An 18,223-nucleotide genomic window follows, 5' to 3' on the forward strand; every position below is an offset into this window, starting at 1 on the left:
CTGACTCCCTACTTCTCGTGCGCGTGCTGCTGGTCGTTCCGTGGCTGCTCGGGCCGCTGGGCGCGGCCGGGCGGCGGGTCGAGGAGGAGGACGGACGGGACGCGGTCCGGGTCCGCCAGCCGCAGGAAGTGCATGCCGAAGCCCGACATGCCGATCATCAGCCCGGGGAAGAACCCGGCGCTGTTCCCCGCCGTGCCCGAGGCCGCGTCGTCGAAGCTCCGCCACAGCGCCCGCACCTGAACGTTCGCCTCCAGCTGGAAGGCGGGTTCGTCGGCCAGGCGGGCGAAGCGCAGGAAGAGCTCGGAGTTGCCGGCGGTGCCGTGGCACAGCGTGTGGTTCTTCAGCCGGGGGAAGTTGCGCAGGGTCGCGGACAGCGCCTGCCGGGCGTGGAGGATCAGCTCCTCGTCCGTGCCGCCGAGCTCCGCCCAGCTGCTGATCCGGGCCAGCCCGATGCCGGCGGCGCCGTTGCACCAGGCGTTGGAGAAGTGCCGGGCCCCCGGGACGGCCGAGCCATTGTTCCTCCGCAGGTCGTACCAGTCCTTCTCGGCGCCGTCGAAGTGCCGCGACTCGTAGGCGAACGCCTTGCGTCCCGCGGCGACGAGGTCCTCGCGCCCGGTGCGCGCGCCGAGCAGGACGAGCGCCCAGCCGATGCCGCCGGCGCCGTGCGAGAAGCCGGTGAGGTTGCCGTACGTCTCCTCCGGGTCGGTGGGCGGCCAGCTCAGGGTCTCGCCGTCGTCCTCGGCGTGCCGCAGCAGGTGCTCGGCGCAGCCCAGCGCGTGGCCGACGCCGTGGCCCCCGGTCTCCGCGGCCAGCCCGAGCAGGACGGGGATGAGCCCCGCGGCACCGTGGAGCACGTCGAACCGGCGGTCGGCCTCGATGCGCCCGGGCACCTCGTCGCTCAGTCGTAGGGCCTCCTCCAGCAGCTCCGGCTCGCCCCACAGCCGGTGGAGGTGGGTGAGGAGGTAGACGACGCCGCCGACGCCCGCGTACGCGCCCAGGCGGTCGCGGTCCCAGTGGGCGAGGGTGTGCTCCAGGGCCCGGCGGGCGGCCCGCCGGTACTCGGGGCGGGGCACGAGGTGGTCGAGGTAGGCCAGGAAGAGCGCGACGCCGGCGGATCCCTGGTAGAGGTCGGCCTCGATGCCGACCTCGGTCAGCTGTCCGCCGGCCAGCTCGTACGAGGTCCAGGGCGCGGCCTCGCCGGCGGGCCGGAGCTCGGCGCACAGCCGGTCGCCGGTCCGGGCGGCGTAGTCGAGGGAGGTCGCCACGAAGGAGGGGCTGCTGATCTCGCCCGAGGTCAGCCCGGCGGCGATGTACTGGCTCTGCTGTTCGAGGTTGCGCGGGGACAGCATCCGGATCCGCTCGGCCGCGTGCTCGATCGGCGAGATCCGCAGCGGCGAGCGCAGCGGCCGGGTGTGCGCGTGGACGAGGGTACGGGCGTGCGCGCCCGCCGTGAACAGCGGGACGTCCAGCTGCCACAGGTCCGCGACCTCGCGCTCGGCGAGCACGCCCTCGGCGTCCCAGGTGCGCGGGAAGGTGCGGACGGTGTTCGCGAGGAGGTCGACCTCGAGGGGTTCGCTGAGGCAGCGGGGGTGGCGGGCGGCGCTCAGCAGCTGGGCGTAGATCTGGGTGCCCCAGTTGATGAACCGGGCCGTGATCCCGCTGAACGTCTCCATCAGGAAGTCGGCCGACGCCTCCGGGTCCTTGGCGAACCACGCGTAGACGCGCTCGAAGCCGGCCTGGATCGCCGGGGCCTGGTCCTCGGGCCGGACGAGCTCGTCGCCGAGGTAGACGCGGTTGGTGGTGACGGCCTCGACGCGGACGCCGGTGCGGTGCACGACGGAGGAGCCGAAGCCGATCTCCCGGCTCGTGCGCCGGGCCACCGGCATGGGGATCTCGTACCCCTCCCCGCCGCCGTAGCCGCTGACGCGCATCCCGCCGTCCTCGCCGTCGGGCGGTTCGGCACGCGGCCACTCCAGCAGGCCGGTCTTGAACACCGAGTCCAGCAGGGTGCCCTGGGACTCGTCCCGGCCGCGCGGGTGGACGCCGAGCACCGTCTCGCTGTCGCAGACGAACGCGTGCCCGTCGGCTACGAGAACGTTCTCGAAGTGGAGGTCGCTGCCGCCGAGCACGTAGAACAGCGCGAGGTAGCCGCCGAGTTCCTCGTAGACGCGCGTCACGTCCTCCGGCGTGGCGACGCGGTTGCGCCCGGCCGGGATCAGCGCCTCGTAGCCGTAGCCGTCCCGGGGCAGCACGGGCCGGGTGGCGAACGGGACGACGCCGTCCTCCGCCAGGCGCGCGAGCACGGTCTGCACGGCCGCCTCGGAGCGGACGCTGCGCGGCTTGAGGAAGAACGCGCCGGTGGAGCCGTCGGCGAGCACCACCTCGACCCGGACGACGGTACGGGCCCCCGCGTGGGCGTCCGAATCGCCCAGCCGCAGGGAGCGGAACTCCGCCACGGGCTGCCCGAAGAACTCGCGTCCGAGGGCGTCCGCGTCGGCGGCGAGGTTTTCGAGGATGTCCCGGCCGAAGGCGGTGAGCAGCGCGGTGACGTGCGCCAGCCAGCGGCCGAGCACCGGGAACCGGAGGTGGAAGGCGTGGTGGGCGGTGGCGTCGGCGAACGTCGTGCCGAGGAAGGCGAGGTAGTCCTCGGCGGTCGCCGTGTCCTTGTCGATCCCCTCCCGGGCGCAGTGCACGTTGGCCTCGGCCTCCACGGCCCAGGCCAGGCTCAGCTCGAAGCGGTCGAGGAGATGGGTCTGCACGTCCTCGACGAGACCGGGGGACAGACGGGCGCCGCCGGCCACGAGCGTGGTCCGTACGGCGTCGAGGTCGTGCCCCAGCAGGCGCAGGAAGGGCTCGCACGCCCTGGCCAGACGGCCGTCGTAGGCGTCGGGCGCGCGCCAGGCGGGGGCCGGGCCGCCGCCGGCGTCCCCGTCGCCCCGCGCGAAGGCGTCGAGGGCGCGCCGATACGTGGGCAACCAGGCCTCGTGCAGGTGGGCGATGAACTCCCGCAGCTCCGGGGCCGCCTCGCCCAGGCCCTGCTCGAGGCGGCGGTACGTGGTGAGGACGGCGACGAGCTCGTCCTTGGTGTGCCGGGGCGGGAGCGAGCGGTGGAGCGACTCCTGGAGGAACTTGTCGGCCAGCTTCCCGGCGAGCTTGTCGATCTTCCAGCGGTCGAACGCGTCCAGTCCGGTCGTACCGGCGTCGCGCGCGCCGGCCGCCTCCACGGTGCGCAGCCGCTCGGTGAGGTTGGCCGCCCGTACTGCGATGTCCAGCGGATACGCGTGGTCCATGTGGCGTGTCTCCTGCGGTTCGTGGCGAAGAGAGGGCCGCGCGGCGCGGCGCGGTGGGCCGGCGAAGGGCCGGACCACCGCGCCTGTGAGTGCCCTGCTCATGTGCTCTGCCGGCGCGCCCTAGCGCGCCGCGCGCCTTACTTGGTGTTGCCGTCGCACACGAACGTCAGCGGACCGAAGCTGCAGCTCTGCCGGCAGGCGAAGGCCTCGGTGGCCGCGATGTCCTTGGTCCAGAAGTCGAGCGACGCCTGGTCCTGCGCCTCCACGGGGGTGGGCAGGGACGCCGACACACCGAACGCGGCGGGGTCCTCGAGGAGGGCGGCGCGGAACTCGGCGTCCACGACGGACTGCTGAAGAATTGCGGTCATGGCTTCCTCCGGTGAAGAGGTGAACGTCCTGGCACCGGCTGGTGTCAGGGCTCCTGCCGAGCGATCAACCGGGCGGTCAGCGCGATGCCCATCTGCCGTTCGGCATCGGTCAGTTCGCGCATGGCCGGACCCATGTTGTCGCTCTCGTTCTGCCAGGCGACCAGCTCCTTCTCCGCGTCCGAGACGCCTTCCCCGAGCCACAGGTTCTCGAGCCAAGCCTTCGTCGCGAAGGGGTGGAGGTTGGTGAGGGGAGTGATCCGGGCGAGTGCCGGCTCCTCGTGCAGCGCCAGAGCGAGCTCCAGCACCTCACGCAGCCTGCCGTCGGGCGGCAGCAGCGAGCACAGGACCACGAGCTCCTGAATGCGGCGTATGACGTCCACGTCCTGGTAGATCGTCGGTTCCTTGGCACTCTCCACGGTCCGTCCCCATCCCTTTCGGCTCCCGGTGCCCACGACGTTACGGAGGGCCGCTTGCACATCGGTTTCACTCCGCTTTCACCAGGGATTCCGGCGCGTGCGCGTCACCTCTCCCGCGCGCGGTCGCGGGGGCCTACGCTGGCCGGTACGCTTCGTCGTTCGGAGGCATCGTGTCCACTCCAGAGGCGTCGGGGGCCACCGGATGACCCCCGTCGCACACGCAGGGCTGTACGGCAGGGAGGCCCGCTGGCTGCTCTGCCGGGAAGTGAGCCCGTGGCGGGCCCGCGAGATGTGGCAGTGGGGGAACACGGCCGGCATCCGGGTCGGCGAGCACTTCGACGTCGTGCACGTGCCGGCGGCCCTCGTGGGCGCCCGCGCGCCGGGCGAGTGCGCGGCGCGGGAGCGCTTCCGCTCGTCGGGGATCGTCAGTTCGGTCATCGCCTCGCCGTGTCCCGCGCGGTACAGCCTGCTGGTGCCGGCCGGCACCGCGCTGGGCTGGACGCGCCGCGACGCCGAGTGCGTCGGCGCCCACAGCTACCCCAACTACGTGGCCGTTCCCATGCCCACGTGGCGGGGACCGGCGGGCGTCCACTGGCTGCTGCCGGCGCCCCACGCCTCCGCGATGCTGTGCGACCCCGCCGCCGTCAGGGCGCTGCTGGAGCGGTCCGCCCCGCGGTGACGGGGCCCCGCCGTCCCGTCACCCGTGGCCCCGTCACCCCGCCAGCCCCGCGTCGCGCGCGAGGAGGGCCGCCTGGACGCGGTTGCCCACCTCCAGCGCGGCCAGGATGCGGCTGACGTGGGCCTTGACCGTGCTCTCGCGCATCCCCAGCGCTCCGGCGACCTCGGCGTTGGAGGCGCCGTCCGCCAGGAGGCGCAGGACGTCGGTCTCGCGCGGGGTCAGCCGGTCGACGCGCAGCCGGGCGCGCTGGGCGTCGGGGGAGGCCGTGCGGTGGTAGCGGTCGACCAGGCGGCGGGCGGCGGCGGGGTGGAGCATGGCCTGGCCGGCCGCCACCACCTGGACCGCGCGGATGATCTCGGCCGGGTCGGTGTCCTTGAGCAGGAAGCCCGAGGCGCCGGCGGCCAGCGCGTCGTACACGTACTGGTCGAGGTCGAAGGTGGTGAGCATGACCACCTCCGGCGGGGCGGGCAGGGCGCGCAGCCGCTCGGTGGCGGCGATGCCGTCCAGGCGCGGCATCCGCACGTCCATGAGGACCACGTCCACGCGCACGGCGGCCGCCCGTTCGACGGCTTCGAGGCCGTCGCCCGCCTGGGCCACGACCTCGATGCCGGGGACGTCGTCGAGGATGTCGGCGAGGGCGAGCCGGACGAGGCCGTCGTCGTCCACGATCATGGTGCGGATCATGCCGCCCCCGGTGCCGGACGGTGGCCCGCGGGACCGCCCGCTCCGGCGCCCGCCCCGGCGGTCGCCGGAGCGACCGCGTCGGCCGGGATCTCGGCGCTGATGGTCCAGCCGCCGCCCCCGGCGGGCCCGTGGTCCAGCCGGCCGCCCAGCGCGGCCACCCGCTCCGCCAGCCCGACCAGGCCGTAGCCGCTGGCGACCGGCGCCCCGGGCGGTTCCGCCCCGCCGGGCGGGTCCGGTGGGGCGGCGGGATTGCGCACCTCGACCGTGGACAGCGGGGGGCCGTAGCGGACCGTGACGCTGACGGGGGCGCCGGGTGCGTGCTTGCGGGCGTTGGTGAGGGACTCCTGCACCAGACGGTGCACCGCCAGGCGGTGGCTGGCCGGGAGGGCGGCGGCCGTGCCCTCGACGACCGCGTCGATCTCCTGGCCCGCCGCGCGGGCCTCGTCGAAGAGGACCGGCAGCTCGCGCAGCCCCGGTTCGCGCCGGCCGCGCAGGTCCGGCTGGTCGGGGCCGCGCAGCGCGCCCAGGACGTCGCGCAGGTCGCCGAGGGCCTCGGTGGAGGTGGTGCGCAGCAGCGCCAGCCGCTCGGCCACCGGCTCGGGCAGCGAGGCGCCGCGCCGCTGGAGGGCGCCGGCGTGGAGGGCGAGCAGGCTCAGCCGGTGGGCGAGCACGTCGTGCATCTCGGCGGCTATCCGGGCGCGTTCGTTCAGCCGGGCCTGCTGGGCGCGCAGTTCGCGCTCGACGCGCAGCTGGCCGACCTGGGCGGTCAGGCTCGCCTCCAGCCGCCGGCGGCCGTCGGCCCACAGCCCGAGAACACCGACGAGGGCGAACGGCAGCACGGGCCCGTACGCCCGGGTGGTCCACAGCAGTCGCTCGTCCTGAGCGAACCAGTTGCCCGCCAGGGCCGCGGCGGCGGCCAGGGCGGCCATGGCCGGCCAGCCGCGCGAGGCCAGGTAGAAGACCGCGACCAGCAGCGGGGGAAGGACGCCCGGGACGATCGCCGCGCACACCGTGGCGACCAGGGTCACGGCGGGGAGGCGGTAGCGCAGGGCGACGGACAGGCTGCCCGCGGCCGCGATCGCGGTGCCGGGGCCCAGCAGCGTGGCGTGGGCGCCGACATAGGCGTTCTGCACCGACAGCGTGCCCACGACAACGACCAGCAAGGTCTCCGCCCACCACGGCCATTTCCGGTCGTCCGCACTCAGCACGGGTAAATCGTAGTCACCCAACGTCCTTGTTCCTTCCGCCAGTCGGCCTACGCTACCCCCTACTTTGGTACGGGGTGGCCGTCGCACAAAGGCCGATGGTGCGGGCCGCCGCGGCCCCTAGGTTCATGGTCATGGATCTCAAGCAAGCCAACTCCTCGCCCGTACCGCCGACTTCGGCGTCCGGGCTGGCCTTCCTCCGTGAGGCAGCCCGTTCCTTCCGCACCACCGGCGCCGTCGCGCCGAGCAGCCGGCAGCTCGCCGAGCGGCTGGCCGCCCCGCTCGCCGGCGCGGGCAGACCGCACCGGCCCACCGCGGTGCTGGAGGTCGGGGCCGGGACGGGACCGGTGACGCGGGTGCTGGCCAAGGCCGTGGGACCCGCCGACCGGCTCGACGTCGTCGAGATCAACCCGCGCTTCGTCGAGATCCTCCAGGGCGCGCTGCGCACCGACCCGGCCATGGCGGCCGCCGCCGACCGGATCCGGATCGTCCCGGAGTCCATCACGGACATGCGCATCGACCACCCGTACGACGTCGTCGTCTCCTGCCTGCCCTTCACCAACTTCGAGCCGGAGACGGTCCGGGAGATCCTGGACCGCTACCTCGCGGTCCTCGTCCCCGGCGGGCACCTGACCTTCTTCGCCTACCTGGGCACCCACACCACCCGTTCGCTGATCAGCACCCGCAAGGAGGCCGCCCGGCACCGGGAGGTCAACGACCTGCTGCACGACTTCACCCGCCGGTACGCCAGCCGGGCCAGCGTGGTGTGGCGCAACCTGCCGCCGGCCCGCGTCTGGCACCTGCGTGCCCCCGAGCACGCCGCGCGGGTGGTGGACGCGGCCTGATGCCGAGCGCGGACGAGCTGTTGCAAGGGGTGCCGCCCACGGCCGCGTACGGCGTTCTCTTCGGTCTGGTGCTCCTCGAATCGGTGCTGCTGCTCGGCTCGTTCGTACCGACGCTGAGCCTCCTGCTGTGCGCGGGGGTCCTCTCCCACGAGGGAACGCTGCGGCTGCCCCTCGTCGTCCTCTGCGCCGCCGCCGCGGTGGCGTCCGGTGACCTGCTCGGGCAGCGCGCCGGACGCCGCCTCGGACCGGGGCTGCGCGGCGGCCGGCTGGGCCGCCGGCTGCCCGCCGCGGCCTGGGAGCGGGCCGCGGCGGTGCTCCGGCGGCGGGGCGGCCCCGCGCTGCTGGTGTGCCGGTTCGTGCCCGTCGTACGGACCTTCGCGCCATACCTCGCCGGGGCGGCCGGGATGCGCTACCGCGTGCTCGCGCCGTACAGCATGGCCGCCGCCGTGGTCTGGGCGGGCGCCGAGGCGGGCACCGGCTACGCGCTGGGCGCCTCGTACGCGCGACTGGCCCCGCCGGGCGGCGCGCCGGCCCTCCTCGCCGCGGCCGCCGCGCTGGCGGTCGCGGGCGGGGCCGTCGCCGTGCTGCGCCGCCGCGCGCGGGCGGGCGCGGCCTCGGCGGGCGCGGTCCCGGCCGGCATGGCCTCGGCCGGCGCGTTCTCAGGCGGAGCGGGCGAGGGAGAGGCTGACGTCGGTGCGCAGCATCGCGACGTGGAGGTGGCGGAGTTCGCGCCCGGGGTCCACCCCGAGCTCCTCCCGGAAGAGGTCGCTGACCTCGGCGTACGCCGCCAGGGCCTCGCCCCGGCGGCCGCTGCGGTACAGGGCCAGCATCAGCCGCTGCCACAGGCTCTCGCGCAGCGGGTACTCGGCGGTGAGCGTGCGCAGATCGCCGACGATCTCGTCGTGCCGGCCCAGCGCGAGGCACACGTCGTGGTACCGCTCGCGGGCCCGTATCCACTCCTCCACGAGCCCCGGTACGACATCGCGCCGGAGCGCCTCGGAGCGCACGCCGGTCAGCGGCTGGCCCCGCCACAGGGCCAGCGCCTCGGTGAGCGCCGCGTGCGCGAGGGCCCGGTTGCCGCCGTCGGCGGCGAACCGGGCCCGGGTCGCGGATTCGCGGAAAAGAGTGAGATCGAGACAGCCCCGGTCCACCTCGATGAGGTACCCGTCCGGGGTGGTGCGCAGCAGACCGGCCAGATCGGCGCCGTCGGCGTCCAGGCTCCGGCGCAGCCGGGTGAGGAGGGTGTGGAGCGCGGAGCGCGGGCTGTGGGGGAGGCCGTCGCCCCAGACGGCCTCGACGAGCCGGCCGACCGGGACGATCTCGCCCGGGGAGACCAGGAGCGCGGCGAGCAGGGACCGCTGCCCGCCGCCGGGTAAGGAAACGGTTTTCCGGCCCACCGCCACGCTCAGTGGTCCGAGCACGCGGAAGGACACTTCCCGGTTCATGAACACTCCCCTTCGCTCGTCGAGCCGCACCTTGATGCCGGCTGGGGACTGCCGAGCCCGCGGATCACGCGGGATCGCACGGCGGTTGTCAAGCCTACGGTGCACGTGTCGAGGATTGTCAACTATTGCGGATGGAAGGAGAGTTGAGTGTCGCCATCCATACGCTCCAGCGGACGGAAATCCATCGGGACGACGGAAACCGGACGACGGCCGGAACCGGCCGACCGCACTCCCAGAAGATGACAAAGGCCCCGCCCGCGCGGGGTAGTCAACGACCCGACGCCGGTCCCTCGGGCCTGGAGGACCGATGCCCCTGTCCCAGCACGCCGCCTATCGACGCTGCCCGAGAAAGGGTCTACGGGAACCCGAGATGCCGTACCAGAACACCGCCGCCCTCCGCCGCCGCTGCCGGGCCGTGCTCGCCCGGCTCACCCTTCCGCGCCCCTTCTCCCTGGACGCCCTGTGCCGCTGCCTCGGCGAGCAACGGGGCCGGCCCATCCATCTCCACCCGCTGCCCCGGCAGGCCGCCGTGGCCGGCGCCTGCGGCCTGTGGCTGGCCACCGCCACCGACGACCACATCTTCCACGAGCGCCACACCGTCCGCCCCCACCAGGAGCACATCGTGCTCCACGAGATCGGCCACATGCTCTTCGACCACCACTCCCTGGCCTCGGCCGACGGCCCGGCCGGCGAGCTGCTGGGCGACCTCGACCCCCGCCTCGTCCGCCGCATCCTGGCCCGCACCAACTACTCCACCCGCCAGGAGCAGGAGGCCGAACTCCTCGCCAGCCTGCTGCGCACCGACGGATGCGTCCCCCGACCCGAGGAGCGGCCGGCGGACGCGCTGGGCAGACTCCAGGCCGCCCTCGGGGTCACGCCGTGACCGCCGCCGACCCGGCGGGCGCCGTACGGGTCCTGGAGACGACGAGCGTGCTGTGCCTGTGGGCCGCGGTGCTCGTCCGATGTCCGCACGCCGTGCGCCACCCGGCCCAGCGCGGACTGTGGCTGGCGGTGGCCACGGCGGCCCTCGCGATGACCCTCAACCTCCCCTCCGTCACCTCCCTCCTCACCGGCCTGGGGCTGCGGCCGCAGGTCACCGGGCTCGTGCGCAGCCTGGCCGGACTCGCCTCCGCGGCGGCCGTCCTGGGCTTCGCCACCACGATCGTGGCCGCCCGGCGCGCCCGTGCCTGGGCGTGCGGCGGCGCCGTCGCCGCCGTGGCCGCGGCGCTCACCGTCCTCGCGCTCACCTGCCGGGCCCGGCTCGGCCACGACGACGCCGGCGGCCTGTCGCCCGCCGCCACCGCCTACTGGGTGCTGCTCATCACCACCCACCTGTCCGTCAACACCCTCTGCGTCGCCGTCTGCCGGCGCTACGGCCGGGGCCGGGGCTCCGCGCTGACCCTGGGGCTCCGGCTGTTCGGGGCCGGCACGGCGATGGCCGGTGTCTACTGGCTGATCCTGCTCGCCGGCCTCCTCACCCCGCTGGACGCGCCGGTCGCCCTCGCCCCGCTCCCCATGGCCCTCCACGCGCTGCTGCGGGCCGCCGCCGTGCTCGTCCCGACGGCGGTCGCGGCCCGCCAGGCCTGGACCGACATCCGGACGATCTGGCGGCTCTGGCCGCTGTGGCGCGATCTGGTCGACGCGGTCCCGCACGTCGTCCTCTCCCGGTCCAGGCCCCGCCTGACGGAGATCCTGTGGCCCCGGGCGTCCTGGCGGCTGCTGGCCTACCGCAAGGCCGTCGAGACCCGTGACGCGATCCTGGTGCTGCGCGACCACGCGGACCCGGAGACCGCGCCCGCCGCCCGGGGGGCCGCACCCGCCGTCCTCGTGGCCGACAGCGGGCGGACCGACGTACGGGCCGGCGTACGGGCCGACATGCGGTCCGACACCGGGCGGGCCGAGGCCGCGGCCCTCGCCCGGGTGCTGCGCACGGCACGCGAGGCCCGGCTGGCCGGTCACCCGGCCACCGGACGGCCGCCGGAGGCCACCGGGCCGGACCCCGGCGGCAAGGACCTGGCCGGTGAACGCGCCTTCCTCCTCCTGCTCGCCGAGGCCTGGGCCGCGGCCCCGCACCCCGCCCCGCCGCTCCCGGCCCGCCGGCCCGGCCCGGCGGAGGACGACCGCCGCGACTGCGCCTGACCGCCCGGCCCCTCCCGACAGCCCGCCACTCCACCGGCGGTCTGGCCGCTTGCGGCCAGACCGCTGGAGGGCATTGCCGCCCTTTCCCGCCCGGAATTACGTTCTCCGTGATCGCGCGGCGGAGTGCGCGAACGCGCGGCGGACGAGAAGAAGGGCTGTTACGCCATGGTCAGCGCGCTGATCGACACCAACGAACGCTTCCTCGGGATTCTCGACCGGCTCTCCGAGAAATCCGTGGACGACTACTACAACCCCTATCGCGTGTTCGAGTGGCCCGACACCCTGCCCGAGGCGATGTGGTGGATGAGCCCCGAACTCACCACCACCCACGGCACCGACGCCGCCCGGCGGCTGGACGAGGAACGCCTCCACGCGCTGTCGAAGTACGAGAGCCTCAACTTCTACAGCCTCAACGTCCACGGCATCCGGGAACTCCTCATCGAGGTCACCAAACGGATCCACACCTCGGGATTCGAGACGCCCTCGCAGTTCTTCCACCATTTCATCGGTGAGGAGAACGAGCACATGTGGTTCTTCGCCGAATTCTGCCTGCGCTACGGGAAGAAGCTCTACGGGCAGCTGCCCGGTGGCACCGTGAGCATTCCCTCCAGCAAGGCCGAGAGCCTGCTCGTCTTCGCGCGCATCCTCATCTTCGAGGAGCTCGTCGACCACTTCAACTCCATGATGGCGACCGACGAGCGGCTGCACGCGACGATCCGCCACATCAACCGCATCCACCACCAGGACGAGTCCCGGCACATCGCCTTCGGCCGGGAACTGGTGGCCCTCCTCTTCGAGGACGTCCGGCGCGGGGCCACGCGGGAGGAGCTGCGCGGCATCGAGGAGTACGTCAAGCGCTACATGACCTACAGCTTCGCGTCCCTCTACAGCCCCAAGGTCTACCGCGACGCGGGGATCGACGACCCGCAGGGGCTGCGCAGGGAACTGCTGGCCGGCCCGGAGCGGCGGGAGTTCGAGCGGCGGGTGTTCCGCAAGACGCTCAAGTACCTGGAGCGGACCGGGATCATCGGCGACCAGGACCTCACCCGGTTCTGAACGGCCCCTCCGCCCCTACCGTTCCGCCCCTCCCGTGCAGCGACCACCCGAAAGGACCGTGCGATGCCCGTACGGGAAGCCGCCGGAATCTCCGGCGCCGTCACCATCCTCGACCCCGACCAGACCGAACTCCTCAAGGAGCTCGACCGGATCTTCACCGGCTGGGGAACCGCCGCCGGCGCGCGCGAGATCTGCCCGCCCCCGGTGCTCCCGGTCGCCGACCTCGCCAAGTTCGACGTCTACCGCAACTTCCCCCACCTCGCCCTCGTGGCCAGCCCGCTCAACCCCGCGGACGTCCCCGGCCGCCCCGCGGACGCCCGCTTCGAGGGCCCCGTCCTCGCCGGCGCCCGCTTCGGACTCCCGCACGCCACCTGCTACGCCGCCTACCTCTTCCACGAGGGCCGGGAGCTGCCCACCGACACCCTGGTGACCCTGGTCAACCGCTGCTTCCGCAACGAGACCCACTACAACGGCCTGCGCCGGCTGCTCAGCTTCCAGATGCGCGAGATCGTCGCCCTCGGCTCGTTCACGCACACCCAGTGGCTGCTGGAGGAGTTCACCGGCCGCATCCAGAAGTTCTCCGACGCGCTGGGGCTGGGCCTGGAACGGAACGCCGCCGCCGACCCCTTCTTCGAGAACGACGGCGCCCGGGCCCTGCTGCAGAAGCTCAGCCCGGTCAAGTTCGAGTTCCAGCACGGCGACCTGGCCATCGCCTCCGTCAACACCCACCGCAACTTCTTCGGCGAGCGCTGCGACATCCGGCTCCCCGGCGGCGCGGAGCACGCGTACACCAGCTGCGTCGCCTTCGGGCTCGAGCGCTGGCTGGCCGTCCTCGACGAGGTCTTCGGCGGCGACACCGCCCGCGCGCTGGACGCCGTCCGCACGGCCGGGCAGCAGGTCTCCTGACGTGACCCCGCGACGGGTCGGCATCGACCTCGTGCCGTTCAGCCGGGTGCGGGCGCTGCTCGCGGAGGACGGCGGGGACCGGCTCGCCACCCGGATGCTCACCGCCGCCGAACGGGGGCTGTGCTACCGCGAGGACGCCCCCGACGTCCCCGGGATCGCCGGCCGCCTGGCGGCGAAGGAGGCCGTCTTCAAGCTCTTCCACTCCGCGCGCGGCCCGCTCCCGTGGCAGGGCATCGAAGTGCTCAAGGGCCCCGGCGGCTGGCCGGAGGTCCGCCTCAGCGGCCGGGCCGCCCGGCTGGCCGAGGACGCGCGGATCGAGCACATCGAGATCAGCATCGCGCACGACGAACCGTGCGCCATCGCCGTCGCGTGCGTCGCGGGCCCCTGACCACGGCCGCACCCGCCGACGGCACCCCACAGGACGACATGACGACAGGAAAGGCAGGAACAGCAGTGGCTTCCACCGGAATCGAAGAGGTCCGCGCCTGGATCCTCTCCCGGCACCAGGACCGCGACGTGCTGTCCGACGACGAGAACCTCATCGAGAGCCGGCTCGTGGACTCGCTGTCGTTCGTGGAGCTCGTCTACACGATCGAGTCGGCCGCCGGCGTGGAGATCGACTTCGACGCCATCGACATCAACGACTTCCAGACCGTCTCGGCGATCGAGAAGGCCTTCTTCGTCGCCGCGTGACCCCACCGGAAAGGGTGTGAACCATGGAAGCCGTCTCGTACACGGCACAGTGGACGGCGGCCGCGCGCGCGGTGGAGTCCGAGCGGGCCGACGCCCTCTTCACCGACCGCTTCGCCCGGGACCTCGCCGCCCCGCGCGGCTTCGAACTCCTCGACAAGTACGGCGGCGGCGGACTGCTGCAGTTCATCGCCATCCGTACCCGCTTCTACGACGACGCCGTCACCGCCCTGACGGCGGACACCGGCATCCGGCAGGTGGTGTTCGTCGCCGCCGGCATGGACACCCGGCCCTTCCGCCTCGCCTGGCCGGACGGCACCACCCTCTACGAGGTGGACCACGGCGGCCTGATCGAGGAGAAGCGCGCCCGCCTCGCCCGGCTGGGCGCCGCCCCGGCCGTCGAACGCCGCGAGGTCGGCGCCGACCTGGCCCGGGACTGGCTGCCGGCACTGGCCGCCGCGGGCCACGACCCGTCCCTGCCCACCCTGTGGGTGGCCGAGGGCCTCTTCTTCTTCCTCACCGAGGACCAGGCCGCCACCCTGCTGCGCACCCTGCGCGGCGCCTCCGCCCCCGGCAGCTGCCTGGTCACCGACATGGCGAGCAGGGCCCTGCTGCGCAACCCCTTCAACCAGACGTTCCTCACCGCGCTGAAGGAGGACGGCACGCCGTGGCTCTTCGGCACCGACGAGCCGGAGGAGTTCCTCGACGCGACCGGCTGGAAGACACGTGTGCTCAAGGAGCCGGGCGAGCCGGGCGCGAGCCCGGAGCGCTGGCCCTACGAGGTGCAGCCCCGGACCCGGCGCGGGGTGTCCCGCAGCTGGCTGATCCACGCGGAGACCGCGGGTGACTGACGCCGCCACCACTCTGGAGAGGATCGAGTCGGTCGTCCCCGCCCGCACCGTACGGATCGAGGACCTGGCGGACCGGCTCGGGCTGCGCCGCGCCGAGACCGGGGTGTTCCGCAAGATCTACGGACTGGACGAGCTCCGTTACGACCCGGACGGCACCCTCTACGACCTGGCCCTGCCACCCGCCCGGCGGGCGCTCGCCGCCCTCCCCGAGGGCGGCCGGGTCCGGTACGTCCTCTACGCCCACACCGTCCACACCCTGGCCCCGGCCGGCACCGACCCGGCCCGGGTCATCCGCGACGCGCTGGGCCTGCGCGACGCCGAGGCGTTCGCGCTCGGCCAGCAGGCCTGCGTGAGCGGCATGGGCGCCATCGACGCGGCCGCCGCGCTGCTGCGGGCCGAGGCGGACGACGACGCGTACGCCCTCGTGGTGACCGGGGAGCAGGCCTTCTCGCCCACGGTCCAGCTGATCCCGAACACGGCCGTCATGGCCGAGGCCGGCGGCGCCTGCCTGCTGCGCGTCGGCGGCGCCGGGGACGTCGTGCGCTCCTACGTCACCCGCACCCTCGGCGAGTACGCGGCCGGGCTGCTGCTGACCAAGGAGGAGACCCGGCGGTACGGGCTCGTCTACGCCGACGCGCTGGGCTCCGTCGTGCGGCGGGCCCTCGACGACGCCGGCCTGGACCTCGCGGGCATCGACCTGATCGTCCCGCACAACGTCAACCTCATCTCCTGGCGCAATGTGATCAAGGAGCTCGACCTGGATCCCGACCGGGTCTTCCTGGACAACGTGCCGCGCTACAGCCACTGCTACGCGTCGGACCTCTTCCTCAACTACACGACGCTCAGGGACGCCGGACGCCTCACCGACGGCGCCCACTACCTGCTGGTCTCCGTCGGCCTGGGCGCCACCCTCGGCGCCATGGTCATCACCCACCGGGCGCGGTGAGCGGCGTGCCGGACACCGCGCACACGGTGGCGTACACCGCGGACCTCAAGGAAGCCCTCACCGGCCGGCGCGACGCCCGGTTCGTCTGGCTGTGCAACTTCGAGGTGGAGAACGCCTGGGCGCGCGGCCGCCCCGGCCTCCCCCTGCCCCGCGCCACGGGCACCACCCCGCTGGCCCGGCGGATGGAGGAGCTGGGCGCGCCGCTGGCCGAGCCCGGGGACGTCCTGCTCCTCGGCGACGGCCTCGACCCCGCCTTCCGCCGCTACGCCGAGCGGCTGGGCCTCGGCCTGCCCACCGAGCTGGTCGCCGGCGCCGCGCCGGGCGAGGAGACCGGCCGGGCGGTGCTCGCCTCGCCGCCCGTGCTCGCCCGGCTCCGCGCACTCGCCGCGGAGGGAGCCCTGCTGATGCCCATGGGCGTCTCGGCGCTGGAGGAGGAGATCGCCGAGGCCACCGGGCTGCGCCTCGCGGTGGCCGGCGCGCACGTCGCCGAGCGCGTCAACAGCAAGATCTACAGCCGCCGGGCCGCCGCCGGGCTGGGCCTGCGTACCATTCCCGGCCACACCTGCGAAAGCGTCGCGGAGCTCCGCGAGGCGCTCGCGGGCGCCGCCCCGGACACCCGCCCGCTGATCGTCAAGGACGCCTACGGAGTCTCCGGCAAGGGCCTGCTCGTGCTCGACAGCGCGGCCAAGGCCGCCCGGCTGCTCCGCATGGTCGAGGCGCGCGCCCGGCGCACCGGCGTCGACGCGCTGCACGTCGTCGTCGAGCACTTCCTGCCCAAGGCCGCCGACCTCGCCTACCAGTTCACCGTCGACCGCGCGGGCCGGGTCCGCCCCGGCTTCGTCAAGGAGGCCCTCATCCGCGACGGGGTGCCGGCCGGCAACATCACCCCGGCCGCGCTGACCGAGAGGCAGCGCGAGGAGCTCGCGGCGGCCGCCGAGGCCCTGGGCGGGCGGCTGCACGCGGACGGGTTCTTCGGCGTGGTCGGCGTCGACGCGCTGCTGGGCGCCGACGGGCACCTCTACCCCGTACTGGAGATCAACGCCCGGCTGAGCATGGGCAGTTACCAGGGCCGCGTGCTGGAGCACGTCGTGCCGCCGTCGCACGTCGCGCTGGCCCGGCACCACCCGCTCACCCTCGGCCGCCCGATCGCCTTCGCCGATGTCGAGGAGGCGCTGGAGACGGCCACCGGGCCGGACACGGGCGCCGTCGTCACCTGCTTCGGCACGGTCAACGCCGCCGCCGGCACCGCGACGCCGTTCCGCGGCCGTCTCTACACGCTGCTGCACGCCGCCGACCGCGCCGCGCTCACCGCGCTGGACCACCGCGTCACCGCCGCACTCGGCCGGATCGCGGGCGTCGAAGGGACCATATGAGCACCACCACGCCGACCGGCACCACCACGGCCGCGACCGAATTCCACGTCCAGGGACTGCCGGTCTCCGCGCTCGCCGAGCGCTTCGGCACGCCCCTCTTCCTCTACGACGCCGACCGGCTCCGCGCGGTGTACGAGGACCTGCGGGCCCGCCTCCACCCGGCCGTCGACATCTTCTACTCCCTCAAGGCCAACCCCAACATCAGCGTGTGCGGCTATCTGGCCTCGCTGGGCGCCGGCGCGGAGCTCTCCTCCGGTGTCGAGCTGCTGACCGCGCGGCGGGCCGGGGTGGCGCCCGACGACATGATCTTCCTCGGCCCGGGGAAGACCCGCGCCGAGCTGGCGGCCTGCCTCGACGCCGGACTCCACGCCGTGGTCTGCGAGTCGCTGGCCGAACTCCGCCTGCTCGACGAGCTCGCGGGGGACCGGGGCCGGACCGGCGTCCCCGTCCTGCTCCGGGTCAACCCCGACTTCGACAGCCGGGGCGCGGGGCTGACCATGGGCGGCAAGCCGCGTCAGTTCGGGATCGACGCGGCGGTGCTGCGCGGCGCGCGCGAGGTCATCGACGGGCTGCGGCACGTCGCGGTGCGGGGCTTCCACGCCTACCTGGGCACCCGCTTCCTGGACCCCGCGCAACTGGTCGCCAACACCGAGCGCGTCCTGGCCACCGCCGAGGAGCTGTCGGCCGTGCTGGGCGTGCCCCTGCGTACCGTCGACATCGGCGGCGGCTTCGGCGTCGCCTACTTCGACAACGAGAAGGACCTCGACCTCGACGCGCTGGCCGAGGGCGTCAACGCCGCCGTCGCCGCCTTCACCGCGGCGCACCCCGGCTGCCGCGTCATCACCGAGCTGGGCCGCTACCTCACCGCGACCGCCGGCGTCTACGTCACCCGCGCGCTGTACGTGAAGGAGTCAATGGGGGAGTCGTTCGTCGTGGCCGACGGCGGCACCAACCACATCATGCCCGCCGTGGGCATCGGCGGCTTCGTCAAGCGCAACTTCCCCGTCCGCTCGCTGACCCGCCCCACGGCCGAGGCCGTCCGGCCGTACACCGTCACCGGCCCGCTGTGCACCCCCAGCGACGTCATCGCCAAGCGGGTCCCGCTGCCGGAGGTGGCGCCCGGCGACCTCATCGGTGTCGAGCGCTGCGGTGCCTACGGGCCGTCCGCCTCGCCGGGGCTCTTCCTCAGCCACGGCTTCCCCGCCGAGGTGCTCGTCCACCGGGGCAGGGCCCACCTCGTCCGCGAGCGCGACACCGACGAGGAACTGCTGGCCAAGCAGCGGCTCGTCACCTTCACCCCGCCCGAACCGACGACAGGAGCCATGTCCCC

At 74.0% G+C, this 18,223-nt stretch carries 17 protein-coding genes and 2 pseudogenes; 13 read left to right on the forward strand and 6 right to left on the reverse strand.

Features of this window, described 5'->3' with window-relative positions; translation table 11 throughout:
• Window positions 1-8: 8 nt before the first annotated feature.
• From AC07BS_RS14785 to AC07BS_RS14795, 3 genes are all read right to left on the reverse strand, one after another.
• Window positions 9-3,290, reverse strand: a complete 3,282-nt coding sequence (locus AC07BS_RS14785) for a type 2 lanthipeptide synthetase LanM family protein (protein ID WP_478639593.1) — start codon at window positions 3,288-3,290, stop codon at window positions 9-11.
• 137 nt (window positions 3,291-3,427) lie between these two features.
• Entirely contained in the window at window positions 3,428-3,658 is a 231-nt protein-coding gene (locus AC07BS_RS14790; protein ID WP_478639590.1) for a cinnamycin family lantibiotic, read from the reverse strand.
• Window positions 3,659-3,702: 44 nt separating this feature from the next.
• Window positions 3,703-4,074 (reverse strand): DurN family substrate-assisted peptide maturase, encoded by a 372-nt coding sequence (locus AC07BS_RS14795; RefSeq protein ID WP_478639589.1) that lies wholly within the window; start codon window positions 4,072-4,074, stop codon window positions 3,703-3,705.
• 202 nt (window positions 4,075-4,276) lie between these two features.
• Between AC07BS_RS14795 and AC07BS_RS14800 the strand changes: the two genes are divergently transcribed.
• Window positions 4,277-4,753 (forward strand): hypothetical protein, encoded by a 477-nt coding sequence (locus AC07BS_RS14800; protein WP_478639587.1) that lies wholly within the window; start codon window positions 4,277-4,279, stop codon window positions 4,751-4,753.
• Between the two features lie 33 nt (window positions 4,754-4,786).
• Here AC07BS_RS14800 and AC07BS_RS14805 read toward each other — a convergent pair whose 3' ends face one another.
• Both AC07BS_RS14805 and AC07BS_RS14810 read right to left on the reverse strand, forming a co-directional pair.
• Complete coding sequence (locus AC07BS_RS14805; RefSeq protein ID WP_478639586.1) at window positions 4,787-5,437, reverse strand: response regulator transcription factor; 651 nt, start codon at window positions 5,435-5,437, stop codon at window positions 4,787-4,789.
• A complete protein-coding gene (locus tag AC07BS_RS14810) occupies window positions 5,434-6,645 on the reverse strand; it encodes a sensor histidine kinase (protein ID WP_478932393.1) in 1,212 nt (403 codons plus the stop codon). Before AC07BS_RS14810 ends, AC07BS_RS14805 begins: the two co-directional genes overlap by 4 nt.
• A gap of 131 nt (window positions 6,646-6,776) precedes the next feature.
• Here AC07BS_RS14810 and AC07BS_RS14815 point away from each other — a divergent pair, with 131 nt between their 5' ends.
• Window positions 6,777-7,487: a class I SAM-dependent methyltransferase gene (locus AC07BS_RS14815; protein ID WP_478932395.1), complete on the forward strand. Its 711-nt coding sequence runs from the start codon at window positions 6,777-6,779 to the stop codon at window positions 7,485-7,487.
• Window positions 7,487-7,957, forward strand: a pseudogene (locus AC07BS_RS14820) (DedA family protein); the annotation flags it as partial. The gene AC07BS_RS14815 and the pseudogene AC07BS_RS14820, both read left to right, overlap by 1 nt.
• 189 nt (window positions 7,958-8,146) lie before the next feature.
• Here AC07BS_RS14820 and AC07BS_RS14825 read toward each other — a convergent pair.
• Complete coding sequence (locus AC07BS_RS14825; RefSeq protein ID WP_478639579.1) at window positions 8,147-8,932, reverse strand: AfsR/SARP family transcriptional regulator; 786 nt, start codon at window positions 8,930-8,932, stop codon at window positions 8,147-8,149.
• 370 nt (window positions 8,933-9,302) lie between these two features.
• On the opposite strand from AC07BS_RS14825, the gene AC07BS_RS14830 reads away from it, so the two are divergent.
• The 10 genes and pseudogenes from AC07BS_RS14830 to AC07BS_RS14875 form a co-directional block, all read left to right on the forward strand.
• On the forward strand, window positions 9,303-9,815 hold the full coding sequence (locus AC07BS_RS14830; protein ID WP_478639577.1) for a zinc metalloprotease: 513 nt from the start codon (window positions 9,303-9,305) through the stop codon (window positions 9,813-9,815).
• Window positions 9,812-11,071, forward strand: a complete 1,260-nt coding sequence (locus AC07BS_RS14835) for an MAB_1171c family putative transporter (RefSeq protein ID WP_478932397.1) — start codon at window positions 9,812-9,814, stop codon at window positions 11,069-11,071. The genes AC07BS_RS14830 and AC07BS_RS14835 overlap by 4 nt, the downstream gene beginning before the upstream one ends.
• Before the next feature lie 165 nt (window positions 11,072-11,236).
• On the forward strand, window positions 11,237-12,127 hold the full coding sequence (locus AC07BS_RS14840; protein WP_478641051.1) for a diiron oxygenase: 891 nt from the start codon (window positions 11,237-11,239) through the stop codon (window positions 12,125-12,127).
• Between the two features lie 63 nt (window positions 12,128-12,190).
• Window positions 12,191-13,033 carry a class-II aminoacyl-tRNA synthetase family protein gene (locus tag AC07BS_RS14845; protein WP_478639572.1) on the forward strand — a complete coding sequence of 281 codons (843 nt, stop codon included), beginning with the start codon at window positions 12,191-12,193 and terminating at the stop codon, window positions 13,031-13,033.
• A 1-nt stretch (window position 13,034) separates the two neighbouring features.
• Window positions 13,035-13,421 carry a holo-ACP synthase gene (locus AC07BS_RS14850; protein WP_478639571.1) on the forward strand — a complete coding sequence of 129 codons (387 nt, stop codon included), beginning with the start codon at window positions 13,035-13,037 and terminating at the stop codon, window positions 13,419-13,421.
• Window positions 13,422-13,486: 65 nt separating this feature from the next.
• Window positions 13,487-13,726, forward strand: a complete 240-nt coding sequence (locus tag AC07BS_RS14855; protein ID WP_478639570.1) for a phosphopantetheine-binding protein — start codon at window positions 13,487-13,489, stop codon at window positions 13,724-13,726.
• A 23-nt stretch (window positions 13,727-13,749) separates the two neighbouring features.
• Entirely contained in the window at window positions 13,750-14,574 is an 825-nt protein-coding gene (locus AC07BS_RS14860) for a class I SAM-dependent methyltransferase (protein ID WP_478639568.1), read from the forward strand.
• A complete protein-coding gene (locus tag AC07BS_RS14865) occupies window positions 14,567-15,520 on the forward strand; it encodes a 3-oxoacyl-[acyl-carrier-protein] synthase III C-terminal domain-containing protein (protein WP_478932401.1) in 954 nt (317 codons plus the stop codon). Before AC07BS_RS14860 ends, AC07BS_RS14865 begins: the two co-directional genes overlap by 8 nt.
• A 5-nt stretch (window positions 15,521-15,525) precedes the next feature.
• Window positions 15,526-16,893: a preATP grasp domain-containing protein gene (locus tag AC07BS_RS14870; RefSeq protein WP_478932402.1), complete on the forward strand. Its 1,368-nt coding sequence runs from the start codon at window positions 15,526-15,528 to the stop codon at window positions 16,891-16,893.
• Window positions 16,890-18,188, forward strand: a pseudogene (locus AC07BS_RS14875) (type III PLP-dependent enzyme); the annotation flags it as partial. The gene AC07BS_RS14870 and the pseudogene AC07BS_RS14875, both read left to right, overlap by 4 nt.
• Window positions 18,189-18,223: the final 35 nt, after the last annotated feature.

It is taken from the genome of Streptomyces sp. NPDC044063 (assembly GCF_056434285.1).